A 25,241-nucleotide genomic window follows, 5' to 3' on the forward strand; every position below is an offset into this window, starting at 1 on the left:
GTCAGGACCGGCTCAGCCGTAGGCGTTGAACTCGGCGATCGACCACCAGGAGCTGGACGCCCCGGTCTGCACCACCTTCACGTACCGGGCGTTCTGCGCCGGGAAGTCCACCGTCACCAGCGCCCCCGTCCCACTGCCCGACGCCACCGCCGAACCCCACGACACCCCGTCCGAGGACAGGAACACCTGGTAGCCCCGCGCATAGTCACTCGCACTGCCACCCGAGTCCATCGTGATCCGCGCCAGCGACCGCACCGCACCGGTGTCCACCGTCACCGACTGCCCCGCCGCCATCGGCACCCCCGACGACCAACGCGAACCGGCCACCCCGTCCAGCATGTTCGCCGGCACGTCACCCCCGCCCGTCGAAGACGCCGACGCCGACCACCCCGTCCGCGGCAGCAGGGTCAGACCACCGCCGGTGCCCGAACTCCCGCCGCCGGTGTAGGCGTTGAACTCGGCGATCGACCACCAGGAGCTGGCCGCCCCGGTCTGCACCACCTTCACGTACCGGGCGTTCTGCGCCGGGAAGTCCACCGTCACCAGCGCCCCCGTCCCACTGCCCGACGCCACCGCCGAACCCCACGACACCCCGTCCGAGGACAGGAACACCTGGTAGCCCCGCGCGTAGTCAGCCGCACTGCCACCCGAGTCCATCGTGATCCGCGCCAGCGACCGCACCGCACCGGTGTCCACCGTCACCGACTGCCCCGCCGCCATCGGCACCCCCGACGACCAACGCGAACCGGCCACCCCGTCCAGCATGTTCGCCGGCACGTCACCCCCGCCCGTCGAGGACGCCGACGCCGACCACCCCGTCCGCGGCAGCAGGGTCAGACCACCGCCGGTGCCGCCGCCGGTGACGGTGGTCTGACCGGTGAGGCGCAGGTCGCGGGAGGAGGAGCCGACGGAGACGGTGTGGGTGCCGGGGGCGGTCGTCCAGGAGCCCGCCCAGTACTGGAAGCTGCGGGCGTCCAGGGTCAGCGCGACGTGCTCGGTCCGGCCGGGGTCGAGGGTGACCTTCCGGAAGCCGCGCAGGCTCTTCGGCGGCTCGCCGCTGGCGGCGGGCTGGCCGACGTAGACCTGGGCGACCTCGGAACCGGCCCGGGTGCCGGTGTTGGTGACGTCGAAGCCGACGGCCACGTTGCCCGCGGCGTCCGGCGCGGAGACGATGAGGCCGGAGTAGCCGAAGGTGGTGTAGGAGAGGCCGTACCCGAAGGGGTAGAGCGGTTCCTTGCTCTTCGCGTCGTACCAGCGGTAGCCGACGTTCACGCCCTCCGAGTACTGCACGCTGCCGTTCTGGCCGGGCCACTGCGCGGTGCTCGCGGCGGGCACGTCGGCGAGCGACTTCGGGAAGGTCACCGGCAGCTTGCCGGAGAAGTTGACGTCCCCGTAGAGCAGCGCGGCGATCGCCGAGCCCGCCTCCTGCCCCGGGTACCAGTCGGCCACGATGCCCTGCACCGCGCCGGCCCAGGGCATGGTGACCGCGGAGCCGCTGTTCACCACGACGACGGTGTGCGGGTTGACGGCGGCCACGTCCGCGACGAGCTGGTTCTGCGCGGCCGACAGGTCGATGTCGCGCAGGTCGGAGCCCTCGGACTGGAAGTCGCTGACGAAGACGAGCGCGAGCTCGGAGTTCCGGGCCGCCGTCACGGCCTGGTCGTGGGCGCTCTGGCCGGGCACCGACCAGCCGAGCGTGGCGTTGCTGCCGCCGCCGGCCTGGTAGTAGTCGACCTCGACGCTCACCGGCTGACCGGCCGTCAGGGTGATGCTGCCGGTGCGGGTGGTCGGGCCCTGGTTGTACCAGTTGTTGATGACCTGCTGCCCGTTGACGAGCAGTCGGCTGCCGTCGTCGCTGTTCAGCGAGAACTGGTAGCTGCCGCTGGTGGGCGGGGTCAGCGTGCCGGTCCACTTCACCGACCAGTTGGTGGCGTTGACCCCGGCGGCGGGCGACTGGCCGCCCCAGACCGCGTCGACGCCCGCGTCGACCCGGCCGGCCACCACCGGCCCGGAGAGGTCGGTGCTGTTGTGGTACTCGCCGTACAGGCCGCTGCCGCTGCCGGAGGACGGCTTGAGCGCGGTGGCCGGCACCGGCGGCAGCGAGCCGTCGGCGGACGGCCCGCCCTGGGCGAACGTCACCGTGGTCCCGGCCCCGGCCCGGGCCTTGATGCCCTGGTAGGGCGTCACCACGTGCGGGGCGTTGACGGCGGCGCTGCCGCCGCCCTGGGTCATCACCCCGGCCCCGGCGTCCTCGCCGATCACCGCGATCGACTTCACCGACGGCGCCACCGGCAGCACCGAGGCGCTGTTCTTCAGCAGGACGCTGCCCTCCTGCGCGACCCGCTGCGCGACGGCGGCGTTCGCGGCGGTGGTGACGACCGCGTCCCGGTTGCCGTTCTGCGTCCGGTCGAAGAGCCCGCGGCGGAACATCGACACCAGCACTCGGCGGACGTGGTCGTCGACGGTCGCCTGCGACACCTGGCCCGCGCCGACGGCGTTGGTCAGCGCGCTGCCGTAGTAGTCGCTGCCGGGCATCTCGACGTCCAGGCCGTTGTTGGCCGAGGCGACGGTGGAGTGGGTGGCGCCCCAGTCCGCGGTGACGAACCCCTTGAAGCCGAGGTCGCCCTTGAGCACGCCGTTCAGCAGCGGCCCGTTCTCGCAGGCGAAGGCGCCGTTGACGGCCGAGTACGAGCACATCGCGGAGTCGACGCCCTGCCGGACGGCGGCCTCGAACGCGGGCAGGTAGATCTCCCGCTCGGCGCGGTCGGAGACCACCGCGTTGTCGGCGAGCGAGTTGCGGTTGGTCTCCTGGTTGTAGACCGCGAAGTGCTTCACCTGCGCCATCGGGCCCTGGCTCTGGATGCCCGCGATGTCGGCGGCGCCGATCTGCCCGGCCAGGTACGGGTCCTCGCCGAACGACTCGAAGGCCCGGCCCCAGCGCGGGTCGCGGACGATGTTGACCGTCGGGGCGAGCACCACGTTCGTGCCCTTGCCCCACTGCTCGGCGCCGAGCACCTGGCCGTACGCGCGCATCAGGTCCGGGTCCCAGCTGGCCGCCCCGGCCACCGGGGCGGCCAGCTGCGTCACCCCGGTCAGGCCGTCGCCGGCGCCCACCGGTCCGTCCTGGAAGTGCAGCGCGGGAATGCCGAGTCGAGTGTTGGCCGGGATGCAGCCCGCGTAGCCGCAGGACGGCCCGCCGTGCAGCATGGTCAGCTTCTCGGCCTGGGTCATCGCGGCGAGCAGTTCGTCGGCGCGCTGGTCCGGGGTCTGGGACGCGTTGGTCCACGGCTGGTCGGCGGCCCGCGCCGCCGGACTGCCGAAGGCGGCGAGGGCCCCGGCCACCAGCAGGGCGGCGAGGGGCCCGGCGAGGGCTGGTCGGTGATCGGAACGGCGCACGACGGCTCCAGTCGGCGGTGGGGGACGCGAGCCGGCGGCTCGCGGGGTGGGGTGGGCCACGGCGGCAAGAAGAGAGAGCGCTCTCCCGGATTCTCCTGACCCCCGCCTGAACCTGTCAAGGGATCCCACCTGTTCCGGTGCGCGGCATTCGGGCCCTCGCGCATCCGCGTCCCGGGCGGAGGAGCCGCGATCGAAACCACCTTGGACGTCGCTCCTCTCTCAACTTGGGAGAGCGCTCTCCAAGGTTTCCCGGCCGGAACGGCGTCGGCCCCCGAGACCGCGATCGGGTCTCGGGGGCCGACGTGTGGGACGGGCCGGCCCGGCGGCGTCCTGCTTCCGCCGCCGGGGGCTACCGGGTTCAGCCGGTCTGGATCGCGGTGTCGTCGATCACGAAGCTGGTCTGCAGCGAGGAGTCCTCGACCGCGTTGAACTTCACCGTGACGCTCTGACCGGCGTAGGCCGACAGGTCGGCGGTCTTCTGCGCGTAGCCGGTGGCCTTGTTGAGGTTCGAGTACGAGGCCACCGTGGTGCCGTTCACCGTGACGGTCAGCTTGTCGTACGCGCTGGAGGTGGTGGTCTCCGCGGTGTCGACGTGCAGCCAGTAGCTCAGGGTCGCCTTGCAACCGGCCGGGATGGTGACGGTCTGCGAGAGGCTGTCGGTGTGGGCGGAGCCGTAGCCGTCCAGCCAGGCCTTCCAGGAGCCGCCGTGGGCGGCCTGCGAGCTGGAGTTGTCGACCACGCCGGAGGTGCCGGTCCACGGCGCGGCGCTACCGGTCTCGAAGCCGGGGTTGCCGAGCAGCTGGGCCGGGGTGCAGGAGCCCTGGGTGGCGGTGACCGTCCAGGAGAAGGTGGCGGAGGCGGTCTTGTTGGCCGCGTCCTTGACGGTGACGGTCACCGAGGAGCCGCCCGCGGCGGTGGGCGTCCCGCTGATCAGGCCGGTGGAGGCGTTGATCGACAGCCCGGCCGGCAGGCCGGTGGCCGAGTAGGTCAGCGGCGCGGTGCCGCCGCCGGCCGTGATCTGGAGGCTGACCGCGCCGCCGACCGCGGTGGACTGGTTGCCCGGGTTGGTCACCGACACGGCGGCGCCGGCCGGCTTGGTCAGCAGGCAGCCGCTGACGTTCAGGTCGATGACCCGGCCGGTGCCCAGGCAGGTGGTGAACCAGTAGGTCTCCTCACCGTAGCTCTGGCCCTTGGTGACGGTGGTGGTGCCGTCCGCGGCCACCTCGCACGGGTTGTTCAGGGTGCACGTCGCGCCGTCGTCGTTGCCGGTGTTGTTGATGCCGACGACCTTCCGGCTGGCGGCGTCGACGATCGGCGAACCGGACGTGCCGTGCGTGGTGTTGCACCCGGCGCTGTAGCGCAGCGAGTCGTGCCAGGTCCACTGGTCCTCGCGCAGGGTCGGGACGAACCCGTTGATCGAGCAGTTCCACACCTGCTTCCAGTACGAGGAGGGTATGTACATCGAGGAGCCGTCGACCGGGTGGGTGTCGCTGATCGTCAGCGCCGTCGCCCCGTATTTGGAGGTGATCGAGGCGAAGGTGTCGGTGAGCTGGTAGAGCGCGACGTCGGTGCCGGTCATCGTCGCGTACAGCACCTTGTCCGCCTGGACGGTGCCGAGCGAGGTGCCGGCGGAGTTGAGCAGCGTGCCGCTGCGGCTGGCGCTCGTGTTCTGGATGACCTGACCCGCCGTCGGCATGGTCGGCAGGCAGTGGCCGTTGGTCAGCATCAGCGCCCGGTCGGTCTCCACCGAGCTCGGGTAACGGACCAGCGAGGCGGAGCAGTTGCTCAGCGCGATGGTGGAGGTCAGATCGCCCGCCTGAACGGCCTGCGCGGGAGCGGCACCGAAGGTCAGGGCGCCCGCGACGACCGTGCCCGCGCCCAGCGCGGCGGCGAATCTCTTGAACATGGCTCTCCTTGTGGGGGATTGCAGACGTGCGACCGGTCGGCGCACGCCCGCGCCGCACGAAAATGCCATGCCCGCTTCAACTTGGTCAACCGTGCCGGCGGAACCCGCGGCCGAAATCGCCCCCGACCGCTCCGGCCGGTCACCCGGCCCGCCCGGCCCGCGCGGCCATCCGGCCGGTGCGGTCATCCGGCCCGTGCGGTCACCGGGCCCGTGCGGTCACCAGGCGACCGGGAGTCGCTCGACGCCGTAGACCGTCGAGCCCCGGCGGAACCGGAGGGCCGTTTCGGGGACGGCGAGCCGCAGGGCGGGGAAGCGGCGCAGCAGGGCCGGCAGGGCGATCCTCAGCTCCAGCCGGGCCAGTTGCTGGCCCAGGCACTGGTGGACGCCGAAGCCGAAGGAGAGTTGGGCGACCGGGCGGCGGTGGACGTCGAGTTCGTCGGGGCGTTCGGGGACGAGGGCGGGGTCGCGGTTCGCGGTCAGCGGGGAGAGCAGCACGTGCTCGCCGGCGGCGATCCACTGGCCGTTGACCTCGACGTCAGTCACGGCGGTGCGCAGCAGCGGGGCGGGGATGGCGAGGTGGCGCAGGAGTTCCTCGACGGCCGGGCCGGTGGTCGCGGGGTCGTCGCGGAGGGCGGCGAGCTGGTCGGGGTGGCGGAGCAGGGCCAGCACGCTCAGGGCGAGCATGGTCGCCGTGGTCTCGTGTCCGCCGACCAGGAGGGTGGTGCCGAATCCGACGAGTTCGTCGTCGGTGAGTTCGGCGCCGTGCTGCCGCACCACCGCGCCCAGCACGCCGTGGCCCGGGGCGGCCCGGTGGCGGGCGACGGTGTCGGCCATGGCGGCGTTCAGTTCGGCCGACGCGGCCACCAGCCGGTCGGCTCCGGCCGTCCCGTCCATGATCACCTGTGCGCAGCGCTGGAACACCGACCGCGTCCCGTACGGGACGTCGAGCAGTTCGCAGATCACCAGGGAGGGGACGGGCAGGGCGAACGCCTCGACCAGGTCGACGACGGGGCCGTGCGCGGCCATCGCGTCGAGGTGGGCGGCGACCGTCTCCCGGATCGCCGGCCGCAGCCGTTCGACCTGGCGGACGGTGAAGCTGCCGGTGAGCATGCGGCGCAGGCGGGCGTGTTCCGGTCCGCTGTAGGCGGGCAGGAAGCCGGGGTGGTTGAACAGGGTGCGCGGCAGTTCCGGGTCGATGCCGTCGCCCGTCACCAGGCGTTCGTCGGCGAAGGCGGCCCGGACGTCCTCGTACCGGGTGAGGACGGCGGCCTCGATCTCCCCGCGCACCGGGTGGACGACGCGCAGGCGCGGCAGGCCGCTCTCCCCGCGCAGGCGCAGCAGGCCGGGTGACGGGTCGAAGGGGCAGCGGGGGTCCCGTTCGGAGGCCACGAAGGAGGCCGGGCGGTGGTCGGACACGGTGCGTGCTCCTCGGTGGGGTCGGCCCCGGGAGGGGCGAGGCTCGTCGTGCTGGCGGGTGCCCGCGCCACCCGTCGTGCCACCCGTGCTAGCCGTGGTAGCGGGTGGAGGCGTGGTGCCAGTCGTGGGCGCCGCGGACGGTGGTCTGCAGCGCCTCGGTGCAGTAGCGGCGCAGCAGTTCGCGTTCGGCCGGGTCGAGGTGGCTGGTCGCCGCCGGGTCGAGCAGGGCGCGTTGGGCGGCGGTGAAGAGGTCCAGCGCCTCGGCGCGGCGGCGGCGGGTGCGCGCCAGGGCCTCCGGCCGGGAGAGGCCGTGTTCGCGCTCCAGGCAGAGCACGAGGTTGTTCGGCTCCCCCAGGGCCGCGTCCTTCTCCAGCGAGACGAGGTCGTTGTCGCAGATGACGAACGTCTTGGTCATCTCGCGCATGACCGACAGGTGCGGCAGCGTGTACAGGTGGTCCGGCAGGACGCAGGAGGAGAGCCGCTCGGCGAGGTCGATGACCGGTGCCACGCCGATGGTGTGGCGCCGCACCCGCAGGTAGGTGCCCAGCGGCATCGGGACGCCGTCCCGGCGGCTGTGCGCCTCGTGGACGTGGTGGTCGAGGTAGGAGGACCAGTGGGCGGCCGACCTGCGGCGCCAGTCCTCGGGCATGCCCCGGCAGCTGCGCCGCCGCATGTCGGCGAAGGCGGCGGCCAGCGGCAGCGGGGACGCCTCGCCGGTGACGCCCTCCTTGACCAGTCCGACCAGGTGCCGGACCCGGTCGGGCGACCGGCCCCACCGCTCGTCGAGGGCGTCGTCGAACAGGAAGTACCAGCTCTGCTGGTCGACGCCCAGGTCCAGTTCGGCCCCGGTCGCGTTCGGGTAGAACATGGCCGCGATCAGCGGGAACTGGCCCTTGAGGTGGTGGGACTCCTCCGCTTGCGAGGCGAGGAACCCGAAGGACTTCGGCCAGCCGAGGTGGCGGTCGTGGGCGGCGCGCAGGTCGGGGCTGGTCCGGCCGGGGAAGGGGAGGGCGAGGGGCGCCGGGGCCGGGCGCCGGGGGGCGTCGGCGGGCGCGGTCGTCTCTGCCGTCGGTGTCATGGTGGGGCGCGCCTCCGGGAGCGTGGGGGGTGGGTTCAGCGGGTCGGCCAGGGCGAGACGCGCATGGGCAGCGCGTCGGGCCGGATCAGCGCCTGGACCACCGGCCGGACCCGGTGCCCCCGGACCGGGTGCGGACGCCAGCGGGAGACGATCGAGCGGAGGACGACCAGCATCTCGGTCATCGCGAAGTGGTCCCCGATGCACTTCCGGCTGCCCAGGGCGAACGGCACGTAGGCGCCCGGCGGGAGGTCCTTCTCGGGGCGGTCGAGCCACCGGTCCGGGTCGAACCGCAGGGGGTCGGGGAAGTGCGCGGGGTCCCGGTGCATCGTCACCGCGCTGTAGATCAGCTCGGCGCCCGCGGGGAGTTCGACGCCGCGGACCCGCACCGGTTCCAGGGCCCGCCGCATGAGGATCCAGCTGGGCTGGTGCAGCCGGAGCACCTCCCGCAGGAAGCGGTCGGTGAAGGGGAGCGCGGCGGCGCCGGGGAGGGCGTCGGCGGGCAGCGCGTCGCACTCCGCCTTGATCCGGTCGGTGATGTCCGGATGCCGGCCGAGTTCGTGGAGCGCCCAGGCCAGCGTGGTGGAGGTGGTCTCGGCACCGGCCATCAGCAGGGACAGCAGTTCGTCGCGGGCCTCCGTGTCGGTCATCCCGTCCGGGTTGCCGGGGGTCGGGGCGAACATGGCCGACAGCAGGTCGCCGTGGCCGGCGGGGTCCTGCCGGGCCTGCCGGACGGCGGTGTCGGCGAGTTCGCGCAGCGCGGCGGCCGCGGCCAGGTACCTGCGGTGCCCGAGCACGGGCGAGGCCGCGATCCGCGCGGGCAGGACGGTGCCCACGAAGACCCCGCGCATCACCGTGGTCAGGTGTTCGGCCACCCGCTCCCCGAGCGCGGCCACCGCGGCGGCGCCGTCCGGGCGTTCGGCGCTGAACAGGGTGGCGACCAGCATGGCCGTCATCATCCGGCGCAGCACCAGGTCCATGGCGATCACCTCGCCCGGCCGCCAGGCCGCCACCTGTTCCTGCGCGATGCCCGCCATCGTGCCGACGCACGCGGCGATGCTTTCGCGGCGGAAGGCGGGTTGGAGCGCCCGCCGCTGGCGCCGGTGGAGGTCCCGCTCGGAGGTGATGATGCCGTTGCCGATGAAGGGGCGCGCGACGTCGAACAGCAGCCCTTTGCCGAACTTCCGGCCCTGCGTCACCATGACCTCGTGGACCGCCTCGGGCGAGTTCAGGACGAACACCGGCCGGTTGCCGAGGAAGATCCTGACGATGTCGCCCTGGCCCCGGACCGACTGCAGGAACTCCACCCGTCGGACGGCCAGGTGCGGCAGGTGCCCGAGCAGCGGCAGCCGGCCCGACGCGACGGGCGCCACCGCCGGAGGAGCAGCGGAACGCACGGTCTCACACCTCCCTGGAGTGCGGGTCGGAAGTCGCTCTGCTCCGGGTGTCCCCCTGCGTCCGACGCGGCTTGAGCATGTCCCGTCATCTGCGGAGAGGTCAAGCGCCTGGCCGAAAACGCACCCCCGGACCGCACGACGACCCCTACGCCTTCTCCTTCTCCGGCCTCAAGACCGCCGCCGCCCCCCTCGACCTCTCCATCGACCCCTCCGCCCCACCGGAGCACGCCGCCCTCACCCCCCGCCCCCGGCAGACCGCATGACACCGCACCAGGTCGTCGGACCGGTTTGACCATCCGCGGAGCGCCGTGGGGATACTCCCCCATGGCAACGGCAACCGGAGCACGGGGCACGACGGCGGTACGCGGGCGGATGGTCTGGTTCCGGGCTGACCCGTTCCTGACCGACCGGGCGGAGTCCTTCGTCCACGAGCCCGACGGCCTGCTGATCTGCGAGGACGGCAGGATCACCGCGATCGGCGACCACACCGCGCTGCGCGACCGGCTCCCCGCGGGCACCACCCCGGTGCACTACCCGGACCACGTGATCAGCGCCGGGTTCGTCGACACCCACGTCCACTATGCGCAGACCGGCGTCATCGCCGCGTTCGGCTCGCGACTGGACGACTGGCTGGACCGCTACGCCTTCGCCGAGGAACGGCGCTTCGCCGACGCCCGGTACGCCGCGGACACGGCCGCCGCGTTCTGCGACGAGCTGCTGCGCAACGGCACCACCACCGCGCTGGCCTTCTGCACGGTCCACCCGCAGTCGGTGGACGCCCTGTTCGCCGAGGCGTCCCGGCGCGACCTGCGGATCGCGGCGGGGAAGGTGCTGATGGACCGGGACGCCCCCGCCGCGCTGCTGGACACCGCCCGGCGCGGCTACGACGACTCCAAGGCACTGATCGAGCGCTGGCACGGCAGGGGCCGCAACCTCTACGCGATCACCCCGCGCTTCGCCCCCACCAGCACCCCCGAACAGCTGGAGGCGGCCGGGGCCCTGTGGCGGGAGCACCCGGGGACGCTGGTGCACACGCACGTCTCGGAGAACACCGACGAGGTCTCCCGCGTCCGCTCGCTGTTCCCGGAGCGGAGCGGCTACCTGGACGTCTACGACCACCACGGGCTGCTCGGCCCGCGCGCGGTGCTCGCCCACGGCGTCCACCTGACCGGGCGGGAGCGGGCCCGCTGCTCCGAGACCGGGACGGCGCTCGCGCACTGCCCCACGTCCAACCTGTTCCTCGGCAGCGGCCTGTTCCGCGTCCGCGCCGCCAAGGACCCGGCCCGGCCGGTGCGGCTCGGCCTGGGCACGGACGTCGGCGCGGGGACGAGCTTCTCGATGCTGGCGACCATGAACGAGGCCCACAAGGTCGCCAAGCTCACCGGCTACCCGCTGGACGCGGTCGAGGCGTTCCACCTCGCCACCCGCGGCGGCGCGCAGGCGATGGGCCTGGAGGGGACGGTCGGCTCGCTGGAACCCGGCCACGAGGCCGACTTCGTGGTGCTGGACCCGAAGGCCACCCCGCTGCTGGCCCGGCGCACCGCCCGGGCCGAGGACGTCGAGGAACTGCTCTTCGTGCTCGCCGTACTGGGCGACGACCGGGCCGTCCGCGCCACCTACGTCGCCGGCGCCCTCGTCTACGACCGCGACGCACCGCCGAGGGCCGCCGCGCCCTGATCCCCCTTCCGCCGCCGCGCCTCCGCCGCGAGCCGGTCCGGCGGTCGAGCTATCGGGCTATCGGGAGAGGAGCGCGCGGACCGCGTCCTCGACCGGGCCGTGCGTGGCGACCGGCCCGCCGTCGGCGCCCAGTGCGCCGAGGGCCGGGGCGATGGTGACGCCCTCCTCGAACAGTTCGATCAGGCGCGGGTCGATGTAGGAGGCCCGGCAGACGGCCGGGGTGTTGCCCAGGTAGCCGGCCACCTCCCGGACCACCCGCGTCACCGCCCGCCGCCGGGCCGCCTCGGACCTCGCGGCCGCCGGCCGCGAGACGGCGAGCCCGACCGCGGCCAGGACGGTGGCGTTCCAGGTCCGGAAGTCCTTGGCGGTGAGGTCGCTCCCGCCGGTCTCGCGCAGGTACGCGTTGAGGTCGCTCCCGTGCACCTCGTGCCACGAGCGGCCCTCCCGGTGGACCAGGAGCCGCTCGCCCGGGTACCGGCTGCGCAGCAGGGACCGGACCACGGCGTGGGTCGGCGGGTCGGCGAGGGCCGCGATCCGCCGTTGGCCGGACTTGGCCGGGTAGTCGAAGCGGACCTCGCCGCGGGCCAGGGTGACGTGCGAGCGCAGGACGGTGGTCAGGCCGTAGGAACCGTTCTCCCGGGCGTAGGCGTCGGAGCCGATCCGGAAGAGTCCGAGGTCCAGCAGGCGGGTCGCGCACGCCAGCACCCGTTCGCGGCCCAGTCCGCGCGCCGCGAGGTCCCGCTCGACGGCGGCCCGCAGCTTCGGGAGGGCCGCCGACGCCGCCACGACGTGCTCGTGCTTGGCCTCGTCCCGCCGGGCCCGGAACGCCGGGTGGTAGAGGTACTGGCGGCGGCCGGCCGCGTCGGTGCCGACGGCCTGGAGGTGCCCGTTGGGGTACGGGCAGATCCACACCTCGGTCCAGGCGGGCGGCACCGCCAGCGCCTTGAGGCGGGTTCGCTCCCCGTCGCCCACCGGGCGGCCGTCCGGGGCGAGGTACCGGAAGCCCCGGCCGTGCCGCACCCGCCGGTACCCCGGCCGGTGGGGGTCGCTGGTTCTCAGGCGCACGGTCGGGGTCCTTCCGTCACGGTCGCGGCTCCGCAGGTCTGCGGCTCCGCGGCTCCGCGGGTCTGGGGGTCTGCGGGTCTGCGGGGGTCGGGGCAGCGGGGGTCGGGGCAGCGGGGGTCGGGGCAGCGGGGTGGTCAGGGCAGCGGGGGTCGGGGCAGCGGGGGTCGGGGCAGCGGGGTGGTCAGGGCAGCGGGGTGCCGCCGGTGGCGTTGACGATGTCGCCGGTGATGTAGCCGGCCTCCGCCGAGGCCAGGAAGACGTAGGCGGGGGCCATCTCGGCGGGCTGGGCGGGGCGGCCCAGCGGGGACTGCTTGCCGAACCCGGCGACCTTCTCGGCGTCCATCGTGGCGGGGATCAGCGGCGTCCACACCGGGCCCGGGGCGACGGCGTTGACCCGGACGCCCTCGGGAGCGAGCTGCTGGGCGAGGCCCTGGGTGAAGGTGACGATGGCGCCCTTGGTGGTCGCGTAGTCCAGCAGGTGCGGGCTGGGCTTGTAGCCCTGGACGGACGCGGTGTTGATGATCGACGACCCCGGCCGCAGGTGCGGGAGGGCCGCCCGGCAGAGCCAGAACATCGCGTACAGGTTGGTCTTCACCACCCGGTCGAACTGCTCGGTGGTGATGGCGGCTAGGCCGTCCGGCTGGGACATCTGGTAGGCGGCGTTGTTGACGAGCACGTCCAGGCCGCCGAGTTCGGCGACGCAGCGGGCCACCAGGTCCGTGCAGAACCGCTCCTCCCGGACGTCCCCGGCCACCGCCAGGGCGCGCCGCCCGGCGCCACGGACCAGCCGGACCGTCTCCCGCGCGTCGTCCTCCTCCTCGGGCAGGTGGCAGAACGCGACGTCGGCGCCCTCCCGGGCGAAGGCGAGCGCGACGGCCCGGCCGATGCCGGAGTCCCCGCCGGTGACGAGCGCGACCCGCTCCGTCAGGCGGCCGGTGCCGCGGTAGGTGTCCTCGCCGTAGTCCGGTTCCGGGTCCATCTCCGCGCTGCTCCCGGGGTGCGGCTGCTGCTGCTCGGCGAAGTCGGGCTTCGGGTACTGCTCGACGGGGTCGCTCGACGCGGACCGGTCGCGGGTCATCGCTCGTTCCTTCCTCTCTCCCCCGCCCGGCCCCCGGAGCGGGGACCGCGGCGGGGCGGTGCCGTCGCCGGTGGTCACTGCGCGGGGGCGGGCCAGGCTCGGGTGGCGAGTGCCGAGGCGACGTGGTGCAGGTTGGCGGCCATGGTGCGGCCGGTGGTGTGCGCCCAGTCGTGGCCCTTCTCCTCGTCCAGGTAGTCGGGGCCGGGGCCCGGGCCCAGGTGCCAGTACGTCCAGGCCTGGGCGGGGATGGTGTAGCCGATGTCGACCAGGCCGCCGCAGATTTCGCTGATCACGTGGTGGGCACCGTCCTCGTTCCCGGTCACCACCACGCCGGCCACCTTCCCGAACGCGACCGGGACGCCGTCGTCGTCCGCCTCGGAGATCATCGCGTCCATCCGTTCCAGCACCCGCTGGGCGACCGAGGACGGCCGACCGACCCAGGTCGGCGAGGCGACGATCAGGATGTCGGCGGCGATCAGCCGCTCGTGGACGGCGGGCCACTGGTCGCCGCCGCCCATGTCGGTCTTCACACCGGGCCGGATGTCCAGGTCGACGGCCCGGACGGTGCCGACCTCCACCCCGCGCTCGGCCAGGGCGTCGGCGACGTGGGAGGCGAGGGCGTCCGTGTTGGACGGCTCGGGCGAGGGCTTGAGGGTGCAGTTGAGGATGAGTGCGCGCATGGTCCGCGCGTACCCGGCCCGTCGCAGCCCAAGGCGGCGGGGCCGGCGGGTTCACCCGACCGGGTGTAGGACGCTCCGCGCCCGACCTCCCGTGGCCGGGGCCTCCCCGGTCAGGGCCTCGCCGACCAGGGCCCCGCCGGTCAGGGCATGGGGTGGGCGGGCAGGACGACCGGCAGCCCGGACCCGTGCGACGGGGGCAGCGGACTGGCGACCTGACCGGTGACCTCCACCAGGAACGTGCCGTCGGCGTCCGGGTACGCGGCTCCTCCCCCGGGGCCGGTCCGGCCGGTGCGGTGGACGGTGACGGTCCGCGCCCGGCCGTGCGTGCCCGGACGGCCGGGCAGGGTGGCGGTGTACCGCTCCGGCCGGGTCCGGCTGTCGGTGCTCATCGCCGCCCCCGGTGGGCCAGGGCGTCGGCGACGCTGTCGTGCACCTCGAACACCGCCCGGGTGCCGGTGGCCTCCAGCAGCCGGACCATCTGCGGGAGCGGCCCGGCCAGCACCAGCCCGGAGCCGGCGGCCTCGGCCTCCGCCCGGGCCCGCAGCAGTTCGTTCAGCCCCGTCACGTCGCAGAACACCAGCCGGGACAGGTCCAGCACCAGCAGGCGGGCCGGCGCGGCGCGCAGGGCGCGCTCCAACGCCCGGCGCAGGAGACGTTGTTGGTCGAGGTCGATCTCCCCGTCCAAGCGCAGCACCCGGGCCCGACCGGGGACCTCCACCACGGTCGGCCTGAGCGCGGGGGCGGGCGCCCCGGCGGACAGGGAACGGAGCAGTTGTTCGACGGACATGAGCGGGCCTCCTGCGCACGGGGGAAGCTGTCCACCAACGATGCTGCCTCGCCCCGCACGCCCGTTTCAAGCCCGGCACGCCACGACCTCGATCGGGCCGTCCGTCCCTGGGCGAGGGCGGCGCCTCAGCCGGGTCCACCGGGTCCACCGGGGCCGCCGGGTCTGCCGGGTCCGCCGGGGCTGTCCGCTTCGTGGAGCAGGAGCGCGGCGACCGCCCCCGGGTCTTCGCGCATGGCGTTGTGGGCGGTCGGCAGGTCGTGGACGGTCCATCCCGGATCGGCGAGCAACCGGGCGCGCTGGTCGGCGAACGGTGTGCGGTCCGCCCATCCCGAGCAGTAGACGAACTCGCGGCGGGGGACGTCGGCGTGGGCACCCGTGAGGCGGACCGTCTGCAGGAGGGCGGCGAGGGGGTGGGGGCGGCGGCGCGGGTCGCCGTCCGGCCGCCGCGGGGGTTGGACGGCGTAGCCGCTGGTGGCCGCACCGGCGACGAACGACGCCCGGTAGCCCTCGTTCATGAGGGACCAGCACGACTCGCCGTCGCGCGGCACGCAGGCGTCCAGGTACACCAGGCGGCGGACCCGCCGGTCGGCACGGTCGGCGGCGGCGGTGATCACCATCCCGGCGTAGCTGTGGCCGACCAGCGTGACGTCGTCGAGGCGGGCGCGTTCCAGCAGGCGCAACACGTCGTCGGTGTGGGTGTCGAGGTTGGCGGTGGCGACCGTGGCGGGGTCGTCGTGGGGGCGGAGGCCGGTCAGGGTCAGGGTGTGGACGGTGTGGCCGACCCGCTCCAGCAGCGGGACCACGGCCTCGAACGCCCAGGAGCCGTGCCAACCGCCGGGAACGAGGACGAACATTGCCATGGGACTTCCCCTCACCTGCTCGGCCGTGGCGTCGGGAGCCACCGCTCACGACGGAAAGCCTCGTCGCCGCGCGTCGTGGCTTGCCACCGATAGGCTGCCAACCGATGCCCGTTCGCCGCCAAGCCCGCCCGGACGCCGGTGCCACGTCGCTGACGTGGCCCTCCGGCGGGCGCCACCTGTGGCCCTCCGGCGGCGGCAGCGGGGCCCGGGCGCACCCGCGCGGGCACCTGGTGTACGCGGCCCGTGGTGTCCTGGCGCTGCACACCGAGGTCGGGACGTCGATCGTCCCGGCCAACCGGGTCGCGTGGACGCCGGCCGGGTTCACCCACCGCCATCGCGCCCACGGCGACACGGACATGCGGATCGTCTTCCTGCCGCCGTCCCTGGCCCGGCTGGTGCCGGGACGTCCGGCGGTGTTCGGCGTCTCCGGCCTGGCGCGGGAGGTGCTGCTCGCCCTGACCGGCCCGCGCGGCGACGGCCACGACGGCTCGGGCGGTGGCGGCGGGGACGGGGCGGTGCCCGGCTACGGCCGCGCCGCGCGAGGGCGTCTGTTGCGGGTGCTGGTCGAGGAGCTGTGCGAGGCCGACGAACAGCCCTTGCACCTGCCGCACCCGCGCGACGACCGGCTGCGGGCGATCGAGCGGATCCTGTCCCGGACGCCCGCCGACACCACCACGCTGGCCGGGCTCGGCCGGCAGGTCGGGACCAGTGCCCGCACCCTGAGCCGGCTGTTGCGCGCCGAACTCGGCATGACGTTCTACGAGTGGCGCACGCAACTACGCGTGCACCACGCACTGGTGCTGTTGGCCGAGGGCCACGACACCACGTACACCGCCCACGCCTGCGGCTGGGCCAACCCCAGCGGCTTCATCGCGGCGTTCACCGACCTCGTCGGCACGACCCCGGGCCGCTACCGGGCCGGCGGACACCCCGGACCGGGCCACACCCTCCGGAGGGCGTGAGCCACCCCGCCCACCTACCGCCGCCCGACTACGCCCCGACCCCGACGACCCGCACGGGGAACTCGTCGGCCGAGTACCCCTCGCGGGTCAAGGCGGCGAATCCCTTGTGGGGCTGCTCCGCGATGCGGCGCCGAATCCCGTCCACCAACCCCCCCTCCCGCGCCCTTACTTGACACCCAGGCATGCCACTCGTCTGTTCGCCAGGTGAATTCGACGACCCCGCATCCACCCCGGCCCCGCCATCGGCACCACCCCCGCCGTCACCGCCCCGGCCACCGCCCGGCGGGCGTCGGCCTCCACTCCCCCGTTCCTACTCTCCGGTCCTCCCCCGGCCCTCACTCTCCGGGGTGCTGCACGAACACGTAGGTCTCCCGGTCGAGTTCGGTGACCTCCACGCAGAAGGCGGCGGGCACCCGGACGTGCGCGCGCAGCAGTTCCGTCACCCGGGTGGTGAGCGTGCTCCGGGTCTCGGCGGTGCGACCGGCCAGGAGCTTGATCTCGACCAGCACCACCGCCTCCGTCGACGCACCGTCGCCCACCAGGTGCTGCGCGGCCTCCCGCACCAGCGTCTTGCAGTCCTCCACCCGGGTGTCGACGACGGCGGGAATCAGCTGGTGCACCTCCTTGGCGAAGCCCGTGGCGTCGAAGTCCAGGCCCGGCGAGTGGTCGATCAGGATCTGCGGCACGGCGGTCGCCCTTCCCGGACGGCGGGCCGCACCGGGGCCTTCCCGGGTCTGCCGCGTCCGTGATCCAGAACATAGCCCCGCGGCGACACTCCCGGCGGGCATACTGGCGCAATGCCCGACCGCCGCCCGCCCGATGCCGTCGAACCCCCGGACCCGTTCGAAGGTCTGGTCCTGGACGAGGAGTTCATCCGCTCCGCCACCGTGAGCGAGCCGTCCGCCCGGACCAGGATGCTCACCGAGCGCTGGCGCCACGAGCCTCCGGTCGACCCGGGTGGCCGCCGCTGGTCCCAGGACGGCCCGGCCCGTGCCCGCCGCACCCGCCGCTCCGGCTCCGGACGGTTCGGCACCCGGTTCCGCACGCTCAGCCGGGGCGAGCGCTGGACGGCGGTGCTCGGTGTGCTGATCGTCCTCCTCGTGGCCGGCGGGCTGCTGTTCGGCCCGAACCGGGCGCACACCCCGCAGGTGGCGTCCCCGGGCACCCGCCCTGGCAGTCCCCGTCCCACCGCCGACCAGGCACTTCCCGGCGGCGGGACGTTCGCCGGCAGCAAGTGCGGGCAGCACGGCTACCACCACTTCCCGACCACCGCCGACGCACTCCCCGCCGGGGAGTCCGCCGGGAAGCCCACCGGTCCCTGGCTGCGCTTCACCTCCTACGGCTACCAGCGGCCGGACGCCGACCGGCCCGGCGAGTTCGTCTTCGACCTGGAACTCGGCTCCGGCTCGGACGCCCCGCTGGCGCTCGCCGCCCCGCTGGGCAGCGCGGGCGTCGCGGTCGAGATCGAGGGCCCGAACGGGGTGGTGGCCGCCGCCCACGGGCTGCCCACCACGGTGGACGGCGCCGCGCACACTCCCGACGGCCGGGGCTGGCTGATCACCGACGGCGGCGCGACCGCCCACGTGGTGCTGCCCGCCGCGGCGCTGTGCCCCGGCGTCGACGCACCGGCGCTGGCCGCCGGGCTGACCCCGCGGACCGACGCCGACCAGAACGTCACCGGCCCCGCCCCCTACACCCTGACCCTGTCGGCGGCCGATCCGGAGATCGCCGAACTGCGCCGCCCGCTGGGGACGCGGTCCGGTGGCGAGGTGCTGGTGGCCACCAACCAGTTGCTACCGGCGGTGGCGAAGCCGGTCTGACAGGGCGGGCGAGTCCGAGGGGAAGTCCGCCCGGCCGCGGCTGCCGCCGCACGCGAGGAAGTCGTACGGCACGCAGCCGTGGCCGGTCCTGGTGTCGAGCGCCGCGACGGCGGCCTCGGCGGCCGGGTCCTGGGCCCGCGCCGGTTCCTCGATCCGCCCGGGCGGCGGTTCACCCTCTCTCCAGTTGTCAAGGAGCTGCCCACCCGGGGTGGTCTCCGCACCCGGCCCCGACCAGCGCCGCCGCCCCCGCCCGCGGCCGTACCGGCACCGACGCCACGGCTCAGGGCCGAACCGTCATGGTCGACCCAGCAGTTGGGTACCGGCGGTGCTCTCCGTCCGGGCGGTGAAGAACTCGGCGAATCCCCTCACGAACTCCTCCTCGGTGATCTGTCCGTCCCCGTCGGCGTCCAGTTGGCGGAAGCCGTGGGTCAGTTCGGCGGGATGGACCCGGGAGCCGCCGAACAGGGTGCGGTACTCCTCGGCGTCCAGCAGGCCGCTGTGGTCGAGGTCGGCGGCGCGGAACATGGCGCGGACGGCGACGTGCAGTCCCTGGTCCAGGTAGTCCGGGTCCCGGTCGATGCCGGCGAGCATCGCGGTGACGAACTCCTCGCAGGAGATCTCGCCGTTGCCGTCGGCGTCCATGGTGGCCAGCAGGTGGTGCCACCAGGTGTCGAAGGCGGCGTACACGGCGGACTCACCGGCCTGGTCGAGCTCCAGCGGCCAGCAGATGTTGTGGGCCATCGCCTGGAAGTCGGCCGAGGTCAGCCGTCCGTCCCCGGTCTGGTCCATCACCTGGCGGTAGAACGCGGCCATCCGGGCCGGCCGGTTGTCCCGGCGCGGGGTGCGCGCCGGGCGCGGTGCCCCGGCCTGCTGTGGTCGGGCCCGACCGCCGTCCGACAGCGTGCGGTAGCGCAACCGGTCCGGCAGTTGGAGCGCCACCGCCCGGGCGCCGCGGTGGACGACCCAGGAGAGCACGGCGGCGCCCCGGCTGCGCGGCAGGCCGAACTTGGCGCGGAACTCCGGTGGCAGGTCGGCCAGGGTGAGCGTGGTCAGGAAGCGGGCGACGAGTCTGCGCAGCAGCGGCCAGGCGGGGCGGAGTCGGCCGAGGCGGCGCGGGGCCGGTGCGCGGGTCAGGACGGTGTACAGCATGTCCTGGGCCGCTTCGGTGAACTCCAGGGTGTCCCGGATGGTGGCGCTGATGTAGCCGGGCACGTCGGCGGCGGTGGGCGGGAACAGTTCGTCGGGGAGTTCGAAGGCTTCGCAGACCGTGCGGAACTCCCGGTAGAGCCGGTCCAGTTGGGCGGGGCGCAGCGGGCGCCCGGCGAGCGCGTGGAGGGCGGTCATCGCCTCGTACAGCGTCACCAGCACCCAGACCCGAACGGCGGGGTCGAGCGCGGTGTAGGGACGGCCCCGGTCGTCGACGCCGGCGATCCGGCGGTGGCTCCGGGCGAGTCGTCGGACCTCTAGGTGCAGGACTTCCCGGTCGGAGGAGAACAGGCGTCGGCCGCTGTCCATGGTGTGCTCGATCCGCCGCCACGGGTGGCTGCGGTAGGTCGACAGTTGGCTGACCCCGGCGGCGACCGCCGGGTGCGCGTTCTGCAGCACCAGCAGCCGCCAGGCGACCAGGGCGATCCGCTGTTCGCCCAGGGTGCGGCGGAGCATCGAGCCTGCTCCCGGTCCGCCGGTGCCCGTCCGCGTGCGTTCCGTCATGGTCTGCTCCCCCCTGGGCTTTTTGGCCCGATCCGCACCGCTCCGTCCCGGTCTTGTCGGCAACCCTAGGGTCCGTGGAGACGGGACCTCGGCGCCGCGGTGGCCAAACCACCCGCCGGAGCGAATTTTTGTGCGATTCTTCGCTCGCGCGAGTGGGGTGTGATCAACCGGAGTTGACGTTCTCCCGGGGGGCGCACCAGCGGCGGGCACCCGTCAGTCCCACCAGAAGGACCACTGCGCGGCTCCGACCAGCCCGGGCGCGTACTCGGTGAGCGTGCCCGCGCCCTGGAAGATGTTGTCGGGGCAGAACGCCAGGTGCTCGGCGGCGATCCGCAGCGCGCTCCGCTCGTCGCCGGGCGGGGCGGCCACGCTCAACTCCAGCTCCGCGAAGCCGACCTGGACCAGCCGGGTGCCGTAGCGGCGCTCCCAGTCCAGCAGGACGGCGGACACCTTGGCGATGTCGTCCTCGTGGTTGACCGGGCCCGTCCAGCCGCAGGCGGTCAGCGCCTCCGCCCCGCTCGCCGCGGCGACCAGGCCGATTCGCAGGTGCCCGTTGCCCGCGAGCAGTTCCCGGGCGAGCGCGCGGGCCGCCCCGTCGGGGTCGCCGGCCCGCTCGGCCGCGGGCGCGGTGCCGGGCCAGCCGTCGAGGAACGGGGCGACGGACCGCCCCAGTTCGGACATCTCGTCCGGGTCGAGCGGCTCGCCGTCGGAGTCCACGACCGTGGAGTACTCCCAGCCGGTGCGCAGCAGCGCGGCCGGGTCGTACCAGTCGGGTTCGCTGGCGGAGACGGTGTCGAGCTCGCCCGTCGCCCAGGGCCGGAACTCCTCGTCCCCGACCCGCAGCGGCGCGAGCAGCAGCGGCCACAGCCCGCTGCGCGGGTGCTCCCGGTGGAGCTCTTCCCACAGCCCGAGCGGTGCCGGTCCGTCGCTCAGCCAGAGCACCGGCGCCGCTTCCTCCCCTCCCGGCCGGGGGCTGACCAGGCGTCCGGCGGGCAGCAGTCCGGCGACGGTACTCGGGTCCCCACTGGGCAGCAGACGGCGCAGATCGTGCTCGGCATCGGTCATGCGAACACGCTAGCGACCACGGGTGACAGGTCCCGGCACCGCGCTCGGGCGGGACCCGTCCTCCCGTCGGTGCACCGCCGCCGCGTCGGCCCCGCGCTGCGCCGCCGCGCCGAGGAACCGGTGGTCGAGGCCGAGCCGCCGGTAGAGCCCGATCGCCGCCGCGTTCCAGTCGTCCACCATCAGCGCCGCGCGCGGCGACCGCGCCAGGATCCCGCCGAGCACCAGTCGGCAGGCCGCCGCCGCGTGCCCGCGTCCGCGCCCGTGCACGGGGTCGCTGACCACGCCGGCGAGCAGGCCGACCGTCGGGGCGGGCCACGCGTCGGCGGCGAGCGCCGTGAGCCGTCCGGCCTCGTCGCGGACGCCCGCCCAGGCGCGAGCGCCCGGCCGGTGCGGGTGGGCGTAGGAGGCCGGGAAGTGGCGGTCGATCAGCTCGGCGGCCTCGTCCCACTCGTCGGGAGCCAGCCAGTACGCGCCACCCCCGCCATCCGACGCCCCGGTGCCGAGCGGTGGAGTGCCGGTCCCGTCGCGCTGCATCCAGCCGAACCGCCCGCTCGACTCCAGCCCGCCGTGGCGCGCGCAGAGTTCCGCGAGCAGCTCGGCGTCCCCGAACGGGCGGTAGCCCGGGCCGACCAGGGCCATTACCTCGTCCAGCAGCGGCAGCAGTTCGGCGACGGGCCCGCGGACGGCGATCCGGTCGCGTCCGGAGAGCGCGGGCGCGGCGACGGCGACGGCCCGGCCGGAGGCGGAGGTCCAGGCCCGGGCGCCGCCGGTGAGTCCCTGCGAGGCCCAGACCAGCACGCTGTCGTCGCCGGTGGCGGTGCGGAGTCGCTCCTCCGTGGTCAGTTCGAGCACGGAGCCATTCTGCGCCGCGCGGTCCGTCCGCCCAGCCCCGGGGTGGCGGCGCCGCGTCCGCCCCGGTCAGGGGAGTCCGGTCCTCCTCCGGCAGTGCGTCCGCCGGCCATCACCGCCACATGTGACATACCACCCGCCCCCTGTCGAGGCGTCGCCGTCAGGCTGACATACAGTCAGCCTCTCCTCCCCCTGCCGGGTCCGGAGGGGAGGAGTGGACGCGGAGCCGGGTTTTCATTACGGTCTGGCATCGAACCCGTCTTCGGATGATAACTCGAACGAAGCGCGAAGCGCGAAGAGTTCGCCCGGCAGAACCGGAAGAAGGAACCTCGGATGGCCTCCCACCGCCGCCCCAAGCAGCCGAGCCGAGCGCGGGTGACCGTGCTCACGGGTGCCGCCGCGACCGTGGTCGCCCTCTCGGCCCAGGCCGGGGCGCACGCGGCGCCCGCCCAGCCGTCCAAGGACGAGGTGAAGGCCCAGGTCGACAAGCTCACCGGCGAGATGGAACAGGCCACCGAGAAGTACAACGGGGCCAAGGAGCGGGCCGACCAGCTGCGCCAGCAGGCCGGCCAGTTGCAGGACCAGGTGGCCCGCAGCCAGGAGCAGCTGACCGAGCTGGCCTCGGGGCTGGCCGAGGTGGCGGCCGACGAGTACCGGCAGGGCGGCGTCGACCCGTCGATGCAGCTGATGCTCTCCGCGGACCCGGACCAGTACCTCACCAAGGCGTCCTCCTTCAACCAGGCCGCCGGCACCCAGAGCGAGATCCTCAAGGCGCTCAAGGACCAGCAGCGCCGCCTGGACCAGCAGAAGCAGGAGACCTCGTCGATCCTGGCCGAGCTGGACACCGAGACCAGGACGCTGAACGACACCAAGAGCGAGGTGCAGTCCAAGCTCGCCGAGTCGCAGCGGCTGCTCAACCAGCTCAGCGCCGCCGACCGGGCGGCGATCCTCGCGGACAACGGGGGCACCGCCTCGCGCGGCGCCGACCGGTTGGACGTCGCCGACCTGCCCAGGGCTTCCAGCGGTGCCGCCCAGTCCGCCGTGACCACCGCGCTCGCCCAGCGGGGCAAGCCGTACGTCTGGGGCGCCGTGGGGCCGGGCAGCTTCGACTGCTCCGGGCTGATGGTGTACGCGTACGCCCAGGCCGGCGTGCACCTGCCGCGCACCTCGCAGGAGCAGGCGCACGCGGGCAGCAGCGTGGGCCGCGACTGGCACGACGCCCAGCCCGGCGACCTGGTGGTCTACAACGTGCACGGCGCCCAGGACCACGTCGCCATGTACATCGGCAACGGCATGGTGGTGCACGCGCCGAAGCCCGGCGCCCCGGTCCGCACCATGGCGGTCGACGCGCTGAGCATCAGCACCATCCGCCGGATCTGACCGGCCCCCGCATCCACCGACGTCCGGCCGCCCGGCTCCCGGGCGGCCGGACGCGTTCGACGGGCATGGGCGTTCGACGGCCGCCCAGGACCGTCCTCACCGTCCGGGCGGCCCGGGCCGCCCACCGGCCGTACGGCGGTCGGGCAGCTGGCCGGCCACGATCGACGCCAGCGCCAGCGCGAAGCCCAGCAGCTGCACCGGCCCGAGCGTCTGGTCCAGCAGCAGTGCGCCGAGCACCGCCGCGACCAGCGGCGACAGCAGGTTCAGCACCGCGACGCCGGTGACCGGGAGGCTGCCGATGCCCTGGAACCAGAGGGCGTACGCGAGCAGTCCGCCGACCAGGCCCAGCCAGAGGTAGCCGAGCGCGGCCCGGCCGTCGACCGCCGGGGGCGCGCCCTCGATCAGGAAGGTGGTGGGCAGCAGGAGCAGGCCGCCGGCGGTGAGCTGCCAGCCGGTCAGCGCGAGCGGGCCGACGCCTTCGGGGCGGCCCCAGCGCTTGGTGAGCGTGACGCCGAGTGCCATGGTGGCGGCGCCGCCCAGCCCGGCGGCCACGCCGACGGCGTCCAGCCCCGCGCTCGGTCCGATCACCACCAGCCCGACCCCGGCCACGCCGACCAGTCCCCAGCCCAGCCGCCGGGCGGACAGCCGCTGGCGCAGCACCGGGACGGCGAGCAGGGCGACGGCCATCGGCTGGGCGGCGCCGAGGGTGGCGGCCACGCCGCCGGGGAGGCGTTCGGCGGCGGTGAACAGCAGCGGCAGGAACAGGCCGATGTTCAGCACGCCGAGCACGGCGGCCTTGCCCCACCAGCTGCCGCGCGGCAGGGTCCGGGTGACGGCCAGGGCGATCAGTCCGGCGGGCAGGGCGCGCAGCAGGGCGGCGGACATCGGGTGGCCGGGGGGCAGCAGTTCGGTGGTGACCACGTAGGTGGTGCCCCAGACCGTCGGGGCGAGCGCGGTGAGCGCGGTGCGGGGCAGGGTGCCGAGACCGGCGCGGCGGGGCGGACCCGGGGACGGGGCGCGGGTGTCGAGCGGGCTGACGGTGGGGGTGGGGCCGGGGTTCGCTCTCATGGGCAGCAGTCTGGTTCCGGTCCGATCGATGAGTCCAACACATGTTTGTCAGCTCATCGATCTCGTTCCATGATGGATCGCATGGAACTCCAGCAGGTGCGCTACGTCCTCGCGGTCGCCGAGACGCTGAGCTTCACCCGGGCCGCCGAGCGCTGCCTGGTCGTGCAGTCGGCGCTCAGCCACCAGGTCGCCCGGCTCGAACAGGAGCTGGGCGCCCGGCTGTTCGAGCGCACCAGCCGCCGGGTCCGGCTGACCGCCGCCGGGGAGGCTTTCCTGCCGGCCGCCCGGCAGTGCCTGGAGGCGGCCGAGCGGGCCGCCGCCGAGGTCGCGGCGGCGGTGGGCGAGGTGCGGGGGCGGCTGGCGGTCGGGCTGATCTCGACCGTCACCGCGGTGGACATCCCGGTCGGGCTGCGCGAGTTCCGCGGCCGGCACCCGCGGGTGCGGATCAGCCTGCGGGTGGGCGCCAGCAAGGACCTGGTCGAGCAGGTCCGCCGGGGTGCGCTGGACGTCGCCTTCCTCGGGCTGCCGACCACCTTCCGGCCCGAGGGGGTGACGGCCCGCGAGCTGGCCCGCGGCCCCCTGGTCGCCGCCGTCGCGCCGGACCACCCGCTGGCCTCCCGCGGCCGGGTCCCGCTGCGCGAGCTGGCCGCCGAGCCCTTCGTCGACCTGCCGGCGGGCAGTGCGGGGCGGGCCCAGACCGATCTGGCGTTCGCCGCCGCGGGGCTGGTGCGCGACGTGGCCTTCGAGGTCGACGAGGCGTCCTACATCCCGCGCCTGGTGGGCCCGGGTCTGGCGGTGGCCATGCTGCCCGCCGCGTACGCCCCGCGGCTGACCGGCGTCGCCGTCGTGGAGGTCACGGACGCGCCGACCCGGATCGAGACGGTGGTCTGGCCGCGCTCCGGTCCCACTCCGGCGACCGCGGCGTTCCTGTCCCTGCTCGGCGTCCCGGGCACCGCCCCGGAGCAGGCCGGATCCGCTGGTACGACCATCGGATGATGACCCGTCAGGTCGCCGGGGCATTGCACCCCGTGTCCTCCCGTTTCCGTTTCG

20 protein-coding genes and 2 pseudogenes are annotated in these 25,241 nt (G+C 74.4%); 5 read left to right on the forward strand and 17 right to left on the reverse strand.

All coding sequences use genetic code 11. The annotated features are described in order from the left end of the window. Nucleotides 1-12: 12 nt before the first annotated feature. The 6 genes and pseudogenes from K353_RS00695 to K353_RS00715 all read right to left on the reverse strand — a co-directional run bounded on the left by K353_RS00695 (nucleotide 13) and on the right by K353_RS00715 (nucleotide 9,190). On the reverse strand, nucleotides 13-3,396 hold the full coding sequence (locus tag K353_RS00695) for a beta-glucosidase (RefSeq protein WP_111551565.1): 3,384 nt from the start codon (nucleotides 3,394-3,396) through the stop codon (nucleotides 13-15). A gap of 358 nt (nucleotides 3,397-3,754) precedes the next feature. Continuing rightward, nucleotides 3,755-4,483, reverse strand: a pseudogene (locus K353_RS35030) (putative Ig domain-containing protein); the annotation flags it as partial. A 201-nt stretch (nucleotides 4,484-4,684) separates the two neighbouring features. Beyond that, nucleotides 4,685-5,488 (reverse strand): annotated as a pseudogene (locus tag K353_RS37080) (serine protease); the annotation flags it as partial. Between the two features lie 30 nt (nucleotides 5,489-5,518). Next, complete coding sequence (locus K353_RS00705; protein ID WP_233533274.1) at nucleotides 5,519-6,718, reverse strand: cytochrome P450; 1,200 nt, start codon at nucleotides 6,716-6,718, stop codon at nucleotides 5,519-5,521. 88 nt (nucleotides 6,719-6,806) lie between these two features. Next, nucleotides 6,807-7,796, reverse strand: coding sequence for a pentalenene synthase (locus K353_RS00710; RefSeq protein WP_111551567.1), 990 nt, complete (start codon nucleotides 7,794-7,796; stop codon nucleotides 6,807-6,809). 35 nt (nucleotides 7,797-7,831) lie between these two features. Then, entirely contained in the window at nucleotides 7,832-9,190 is a 1,359-nt protein-coding gene (locus K353_RS00715; RefSeq protein WP_111551568.1) for a cytochrome P450, read from the reverse strand. A gap of 324 nt (nucleotides 9,191-9,514) precedes the next feature. Here K353_RS00715 and guaD point away from each other — a divergent pair, with 324 nt between their 5' ends. Further along, a complete protein-coding gene (gene guaD, locus K353_RS00720) occupies nucleotides 9,515-10,867 on the forward strand; it encodes a guanine deaminase (RefSeq protein WP_111551569.1) in 1,353 nt (450 codons plus the stop codon). Nucleotides 10,868-10,924: 57 nt separating this feature from the next. Here the strand turns inward: guaD and K353_RS00725 are convergent, their stop codons facing one another. The 6 genes from K353_RS00725 to K353_RS00750 form a co-directional block, all read right to left on the reverse strand. Next, nucleotides 10,925-11,932, reverse strand: a complete 1,008-nt coding sequence (locus tag K353_RS00725) for a DNA topoisomerase IB (protein ID WP_111551570.1) — start codon at nucleotides 11,930-11,932, stop codon at nucleotides 10,925-10,927. Nucleotides 11,933-12,113: 181 nt separating this feature from the next. Continuing rightward, nucleotides 12,114-13,010: an SDR family oxidoreductase gene (locus K353_RS00730; protein WP_111551571.1), complete on the reverse strand. Its 897-nt coding sequence runs from the start codon at nucleotides 13,008-13,010 to the stop codon at nucleotides 12,114-12,116. Between the two features lie 74 nt (nucleotides 13,011-13,084). Beyond that, nucleotides 13,085-13,690, reverse strand: a complete 606-nt coding sequence (locus tag K353_RS00735) for a flavodoxin family protein (protein WP_111551572.1) — start codon at nucleotides 13,688-13,690, stop codon at nucleotides 13,085-13,087. 140 nt (nucleotides 13,691-13,830) lie between these two features. Then, nucleotides 13,831-14,079, reverse strand: a complete 249-nt coding sequence (locus K353_RS00740) for a DUF6296 family protein (RefSeq protein WP_111551573.1) — start codon at nucleotides 14,077-14,079, stop codon at nucleotides 13,831-13,833. Next, entirely contained in the window at nucleotides 14,076-14,477 is a 402-nt protein-coding gene (locus K353_RS00745; protein ID WP_111551574.1) for an STAS domain-containing protein, read from the reverse strand. Before K353_RS00745 ends, K353_RS00740 begins: the two co-directional genes overlap by 4 nt. Nucleotides 14,478-14,602: 125 nt before the next feature. Further along, nucleotides 14,603-15,337, reverse strand: coding sequence for an alpha/beta fold hydrolase (locus tag K353_RS00750; RefSeq protein ID WP_111551575.1), 735 nt, complete (start codon nucleotides 15,335-15,337; stop codon nucleotides 14,603-14,605). A 104-nt stretch (nucleotides 15,338-15,441) separates the two neighbouring features. Here K353_RS00750 and K353_RS00755 point away from each other — a divergent pair, with 104 nt between their 5' ends. Continuing rightward, the gene (locus K353_RS00755) at nucleotides 15,442-16,299 is read left to right on the forward strand and encodes a helix-turn-helix domain-containing protein (protein ID WP_111551576.1); all 858 of its coding nucleotides are present in this window, start codon (nucleotides 15,442-15,444) and stop codon (nucleotides 16,297-16,299) included. Between the two features lie 335 nt (nucleotides 16,300-16,634). On the opposite strand, the gene K353_RS00760 is transcribed toward K353_RS00755, so the two are convergent. Next, nucleotides 16,635-16,985, reverse strand: coding sequence for a 5-carboxymethyl-2-hydroxymuconate Delta-isomerase (locus K353_RS00760; RefSeq protein WP_111551577.1), 351 nt, complete (start codon nucleotides 16,983-16,985; stop codon nucleotides 16,635-16,637). Nucleotides 16,986-17,096: 111 nt separating this feature from the next. Between K353_RS00760 and K353_RS00765 the strand changes: the two genes are divergently transcribed. Beyond that, a complete protein-coding gene (locus K353_RS00765) occupies nucleotides 17,097-18,119 on the forward strand; it encodes a hypothetical protein (protein WP_111551578.1) in 1,023 nt (340 codons plus the stop codon). 294 nt (nucleotides 18,120-18,413) lie between these two features. Here K353_RS00765 and K353_RS36725 read toward each other — a convergent pair whose 3' ends face one another. The 3 genes from K353_RS36725 to K353_RS00780 form a co-directional block, all read right to left on the reverse strand. Then, nucleotides 18,414-19,829 (reverse strand): oxygenase MpaB family protein, encoded by a 1,416-nt coding sequence (locus tag K353_RS36725; RefSeq protein WP_111551579.1) that lies wholly within the window; start codon nucleotides 19,827-19,829, stop codon nucleotides 18,414-18,416. A 213-nt stretch (nucleotides 19,830-20,042) separates the two neighbouring features. Further along, complete coding sequence (locus K353_RS00775; RefSeq protein WP_111551580.1) at nucleotides 20,043-20,894, reverse strand: DUF4253 domain-containing protein; 852 nt, start codon at nucleotides 20,892-20,894, stop codon at nucleotides 20,043-20,045. A 9-nt stretch (nucleotides 20,895-20,903) separates the two neighbouring features. After that, a complete protein-coding gene (locus K353_RS00780; protein ID WP_199527936.1) occupies nucleotides 20,904-21,746 on the reverse strand; it encodes a GNAT family N-acetyltransferase in 843 nt (280 codons plus the stop codon). A gap of 330 nt (nucleotides 21,747-22,076) precedes the next feature. Between K353_RS00780 and K353_RS00785 the strand changes: the two genes are divergently transcribed. Then, nucleotides 22,077-23,123, forward strand: a complete 1,047-nt coding sequence (locus K353_RS00785) for a C40 family peptidase (protein WP_111551581.1) — start codon at nucleotides 22,077-22,079, stop codon at nucleotides 23,121-23,123. A 96-nt stretch (nucleotides 23,124-23,219) separates the two neighbouring features. Here the strand turns inward: K353_RS00785 and K353_RS00790 are convergent, their stop codons facing one another. Beyond that, nucleotides 23,220-24,191 carry an EamA family transporter gene (locus K353_RS00790; RefSeq protein WP_111551582.1) on the reverse strand — a complete coding sequence of 324 codons (972 nt, stop codon included), beginning with the start codon at nucleotides 24,189-24,191 and terminating at the stop codon, nucleotides 23,220-23,222. Nucleotides 24,192-24,272: 81 nt separating this feature from the next. Here K353_RS00790 and K353_RS00795 point away from each other — a divergent pair, with 81 nt between their 5' ends. Beyond that, a complete protein-coding gene (locus tag K353_RS00795) occupies nucleotides 24,273-25,187 on the forward strand; it encodes a LysR family transcriptional regulator (protein WP_111551583.1) in 915 nt (304 codons plus the stop codon). The last annotated feature ends 54 nt before the right edge of the window (nucleotides 25,188-25,241 follow it).

The organism is Kitasatospora sp. SolWspMP-SS2h (genome assembly GCF_003259315.1).
Taxonomy (GTDB): Bacteria; Actinomycetota; Actinomycetes; order Streptomycetales; family Streptomycetaceae; genus Kitasatospora; species Kitasatospora fiedleri.

Bases quoted from the DNA above. Each gene is read 5' to 3' on its own strand.
- K353_RS00790 (WP_111551582.1), bottom strand. From the start codon at position 24,191: ATGAGAGCGAACCCCGGCCCCACCCCCACCGTCAGCCCGCTCGACACC.
- K353_RS00730 (WP_111551571.1), bottom strand. From the start codon at position 13,010: ATGACCCGCGACCGGTCCGCGTCGAGCGACCCCGTCGAGCAGTACCCG.
- K353_RS00740 (WP_111551573.1), bottom strand. From the start codon at position 14,079: ATGAGCACCGACAGCCGGACCCGGCCGGAGCGGTACACCGCCACCCTG.
- K353_RS00735 (WP_111551572.1), bottom strand. From the start codon at position 13,690: ATGCGCGCACTCATCCTCAACTGCACCCTCAAGCCCTCGCCCGAGCCG.
- K353_RS00710 (WP_111551567.1), bottom strand. From the start codon at position 7,796: ATGACACCGACGGCAGAGACGACCGCGCCCGCCGACGCCCCCCGGCGC.
- K353_RS00750 (WP_111551575.1), bottom strand. From the start codon at position 15,337: ATGGCAATGTTCGTCCTCGTTCCCGGCGGTTGGCACGGCTCCTGGGCG.
- K353_RS00765 (WP_111551578.1), top strand. From the start codon at position 17,097: ATGCCCGACCGCCGCCCGCCCGATGCCGTCGAACCCCCGGACCCGTTC.
- K353_RS00785 (WP_111551581.1), top strand. From the start codon at position 22,077: ATGGCCTCCCACCGCCGCCCCAAGCAGCCGAGCCGAGCGCGGGTGACC.
- K353_RS00795 (WP_111551583.1), top strand. From the start codon at position 24,273: ATGGAACTCCAGCAGGTGCGCTACGTCCTCGCGGTCGCCGAGACGCTG.
- K353_RS00755 (WP_111551576.1), top strand. From the start codon at position 15,442: ATGCCCGTTCGCCGCCAAGCCCGCCCGGACGCCGGTGCCACGTCGCTG.
- K353_RS36725 (WP_111551579.1), bottom strand. From the start codon at position 19,829: ATGACGGAACGCACGCGGACGGGCACCGGCGGACCGGGAGCAGGCTCG.
- guaD (WP_111551569.1), top strand. From the start codon at position 9,515: ATGGCAACGGCAACCGGAGCACGGGGCACGACGGCGGTACGCGGGCGG.
- K353_RS00745 (WP_111551574.1), bottom strand. From the start codon at position 14,477: ATGTCCGTCGAACAACTGCTCCGTTCCCTGTCCGCCGGGGCGCCCGCC.
- K353_RS00775 (WP_111551580.1), bottom strand. From the start codon at position 20,894: ATGACCGATGCCGAGCACGATCTGCGCCGTCTGCTGCCCAGTGGGGAC.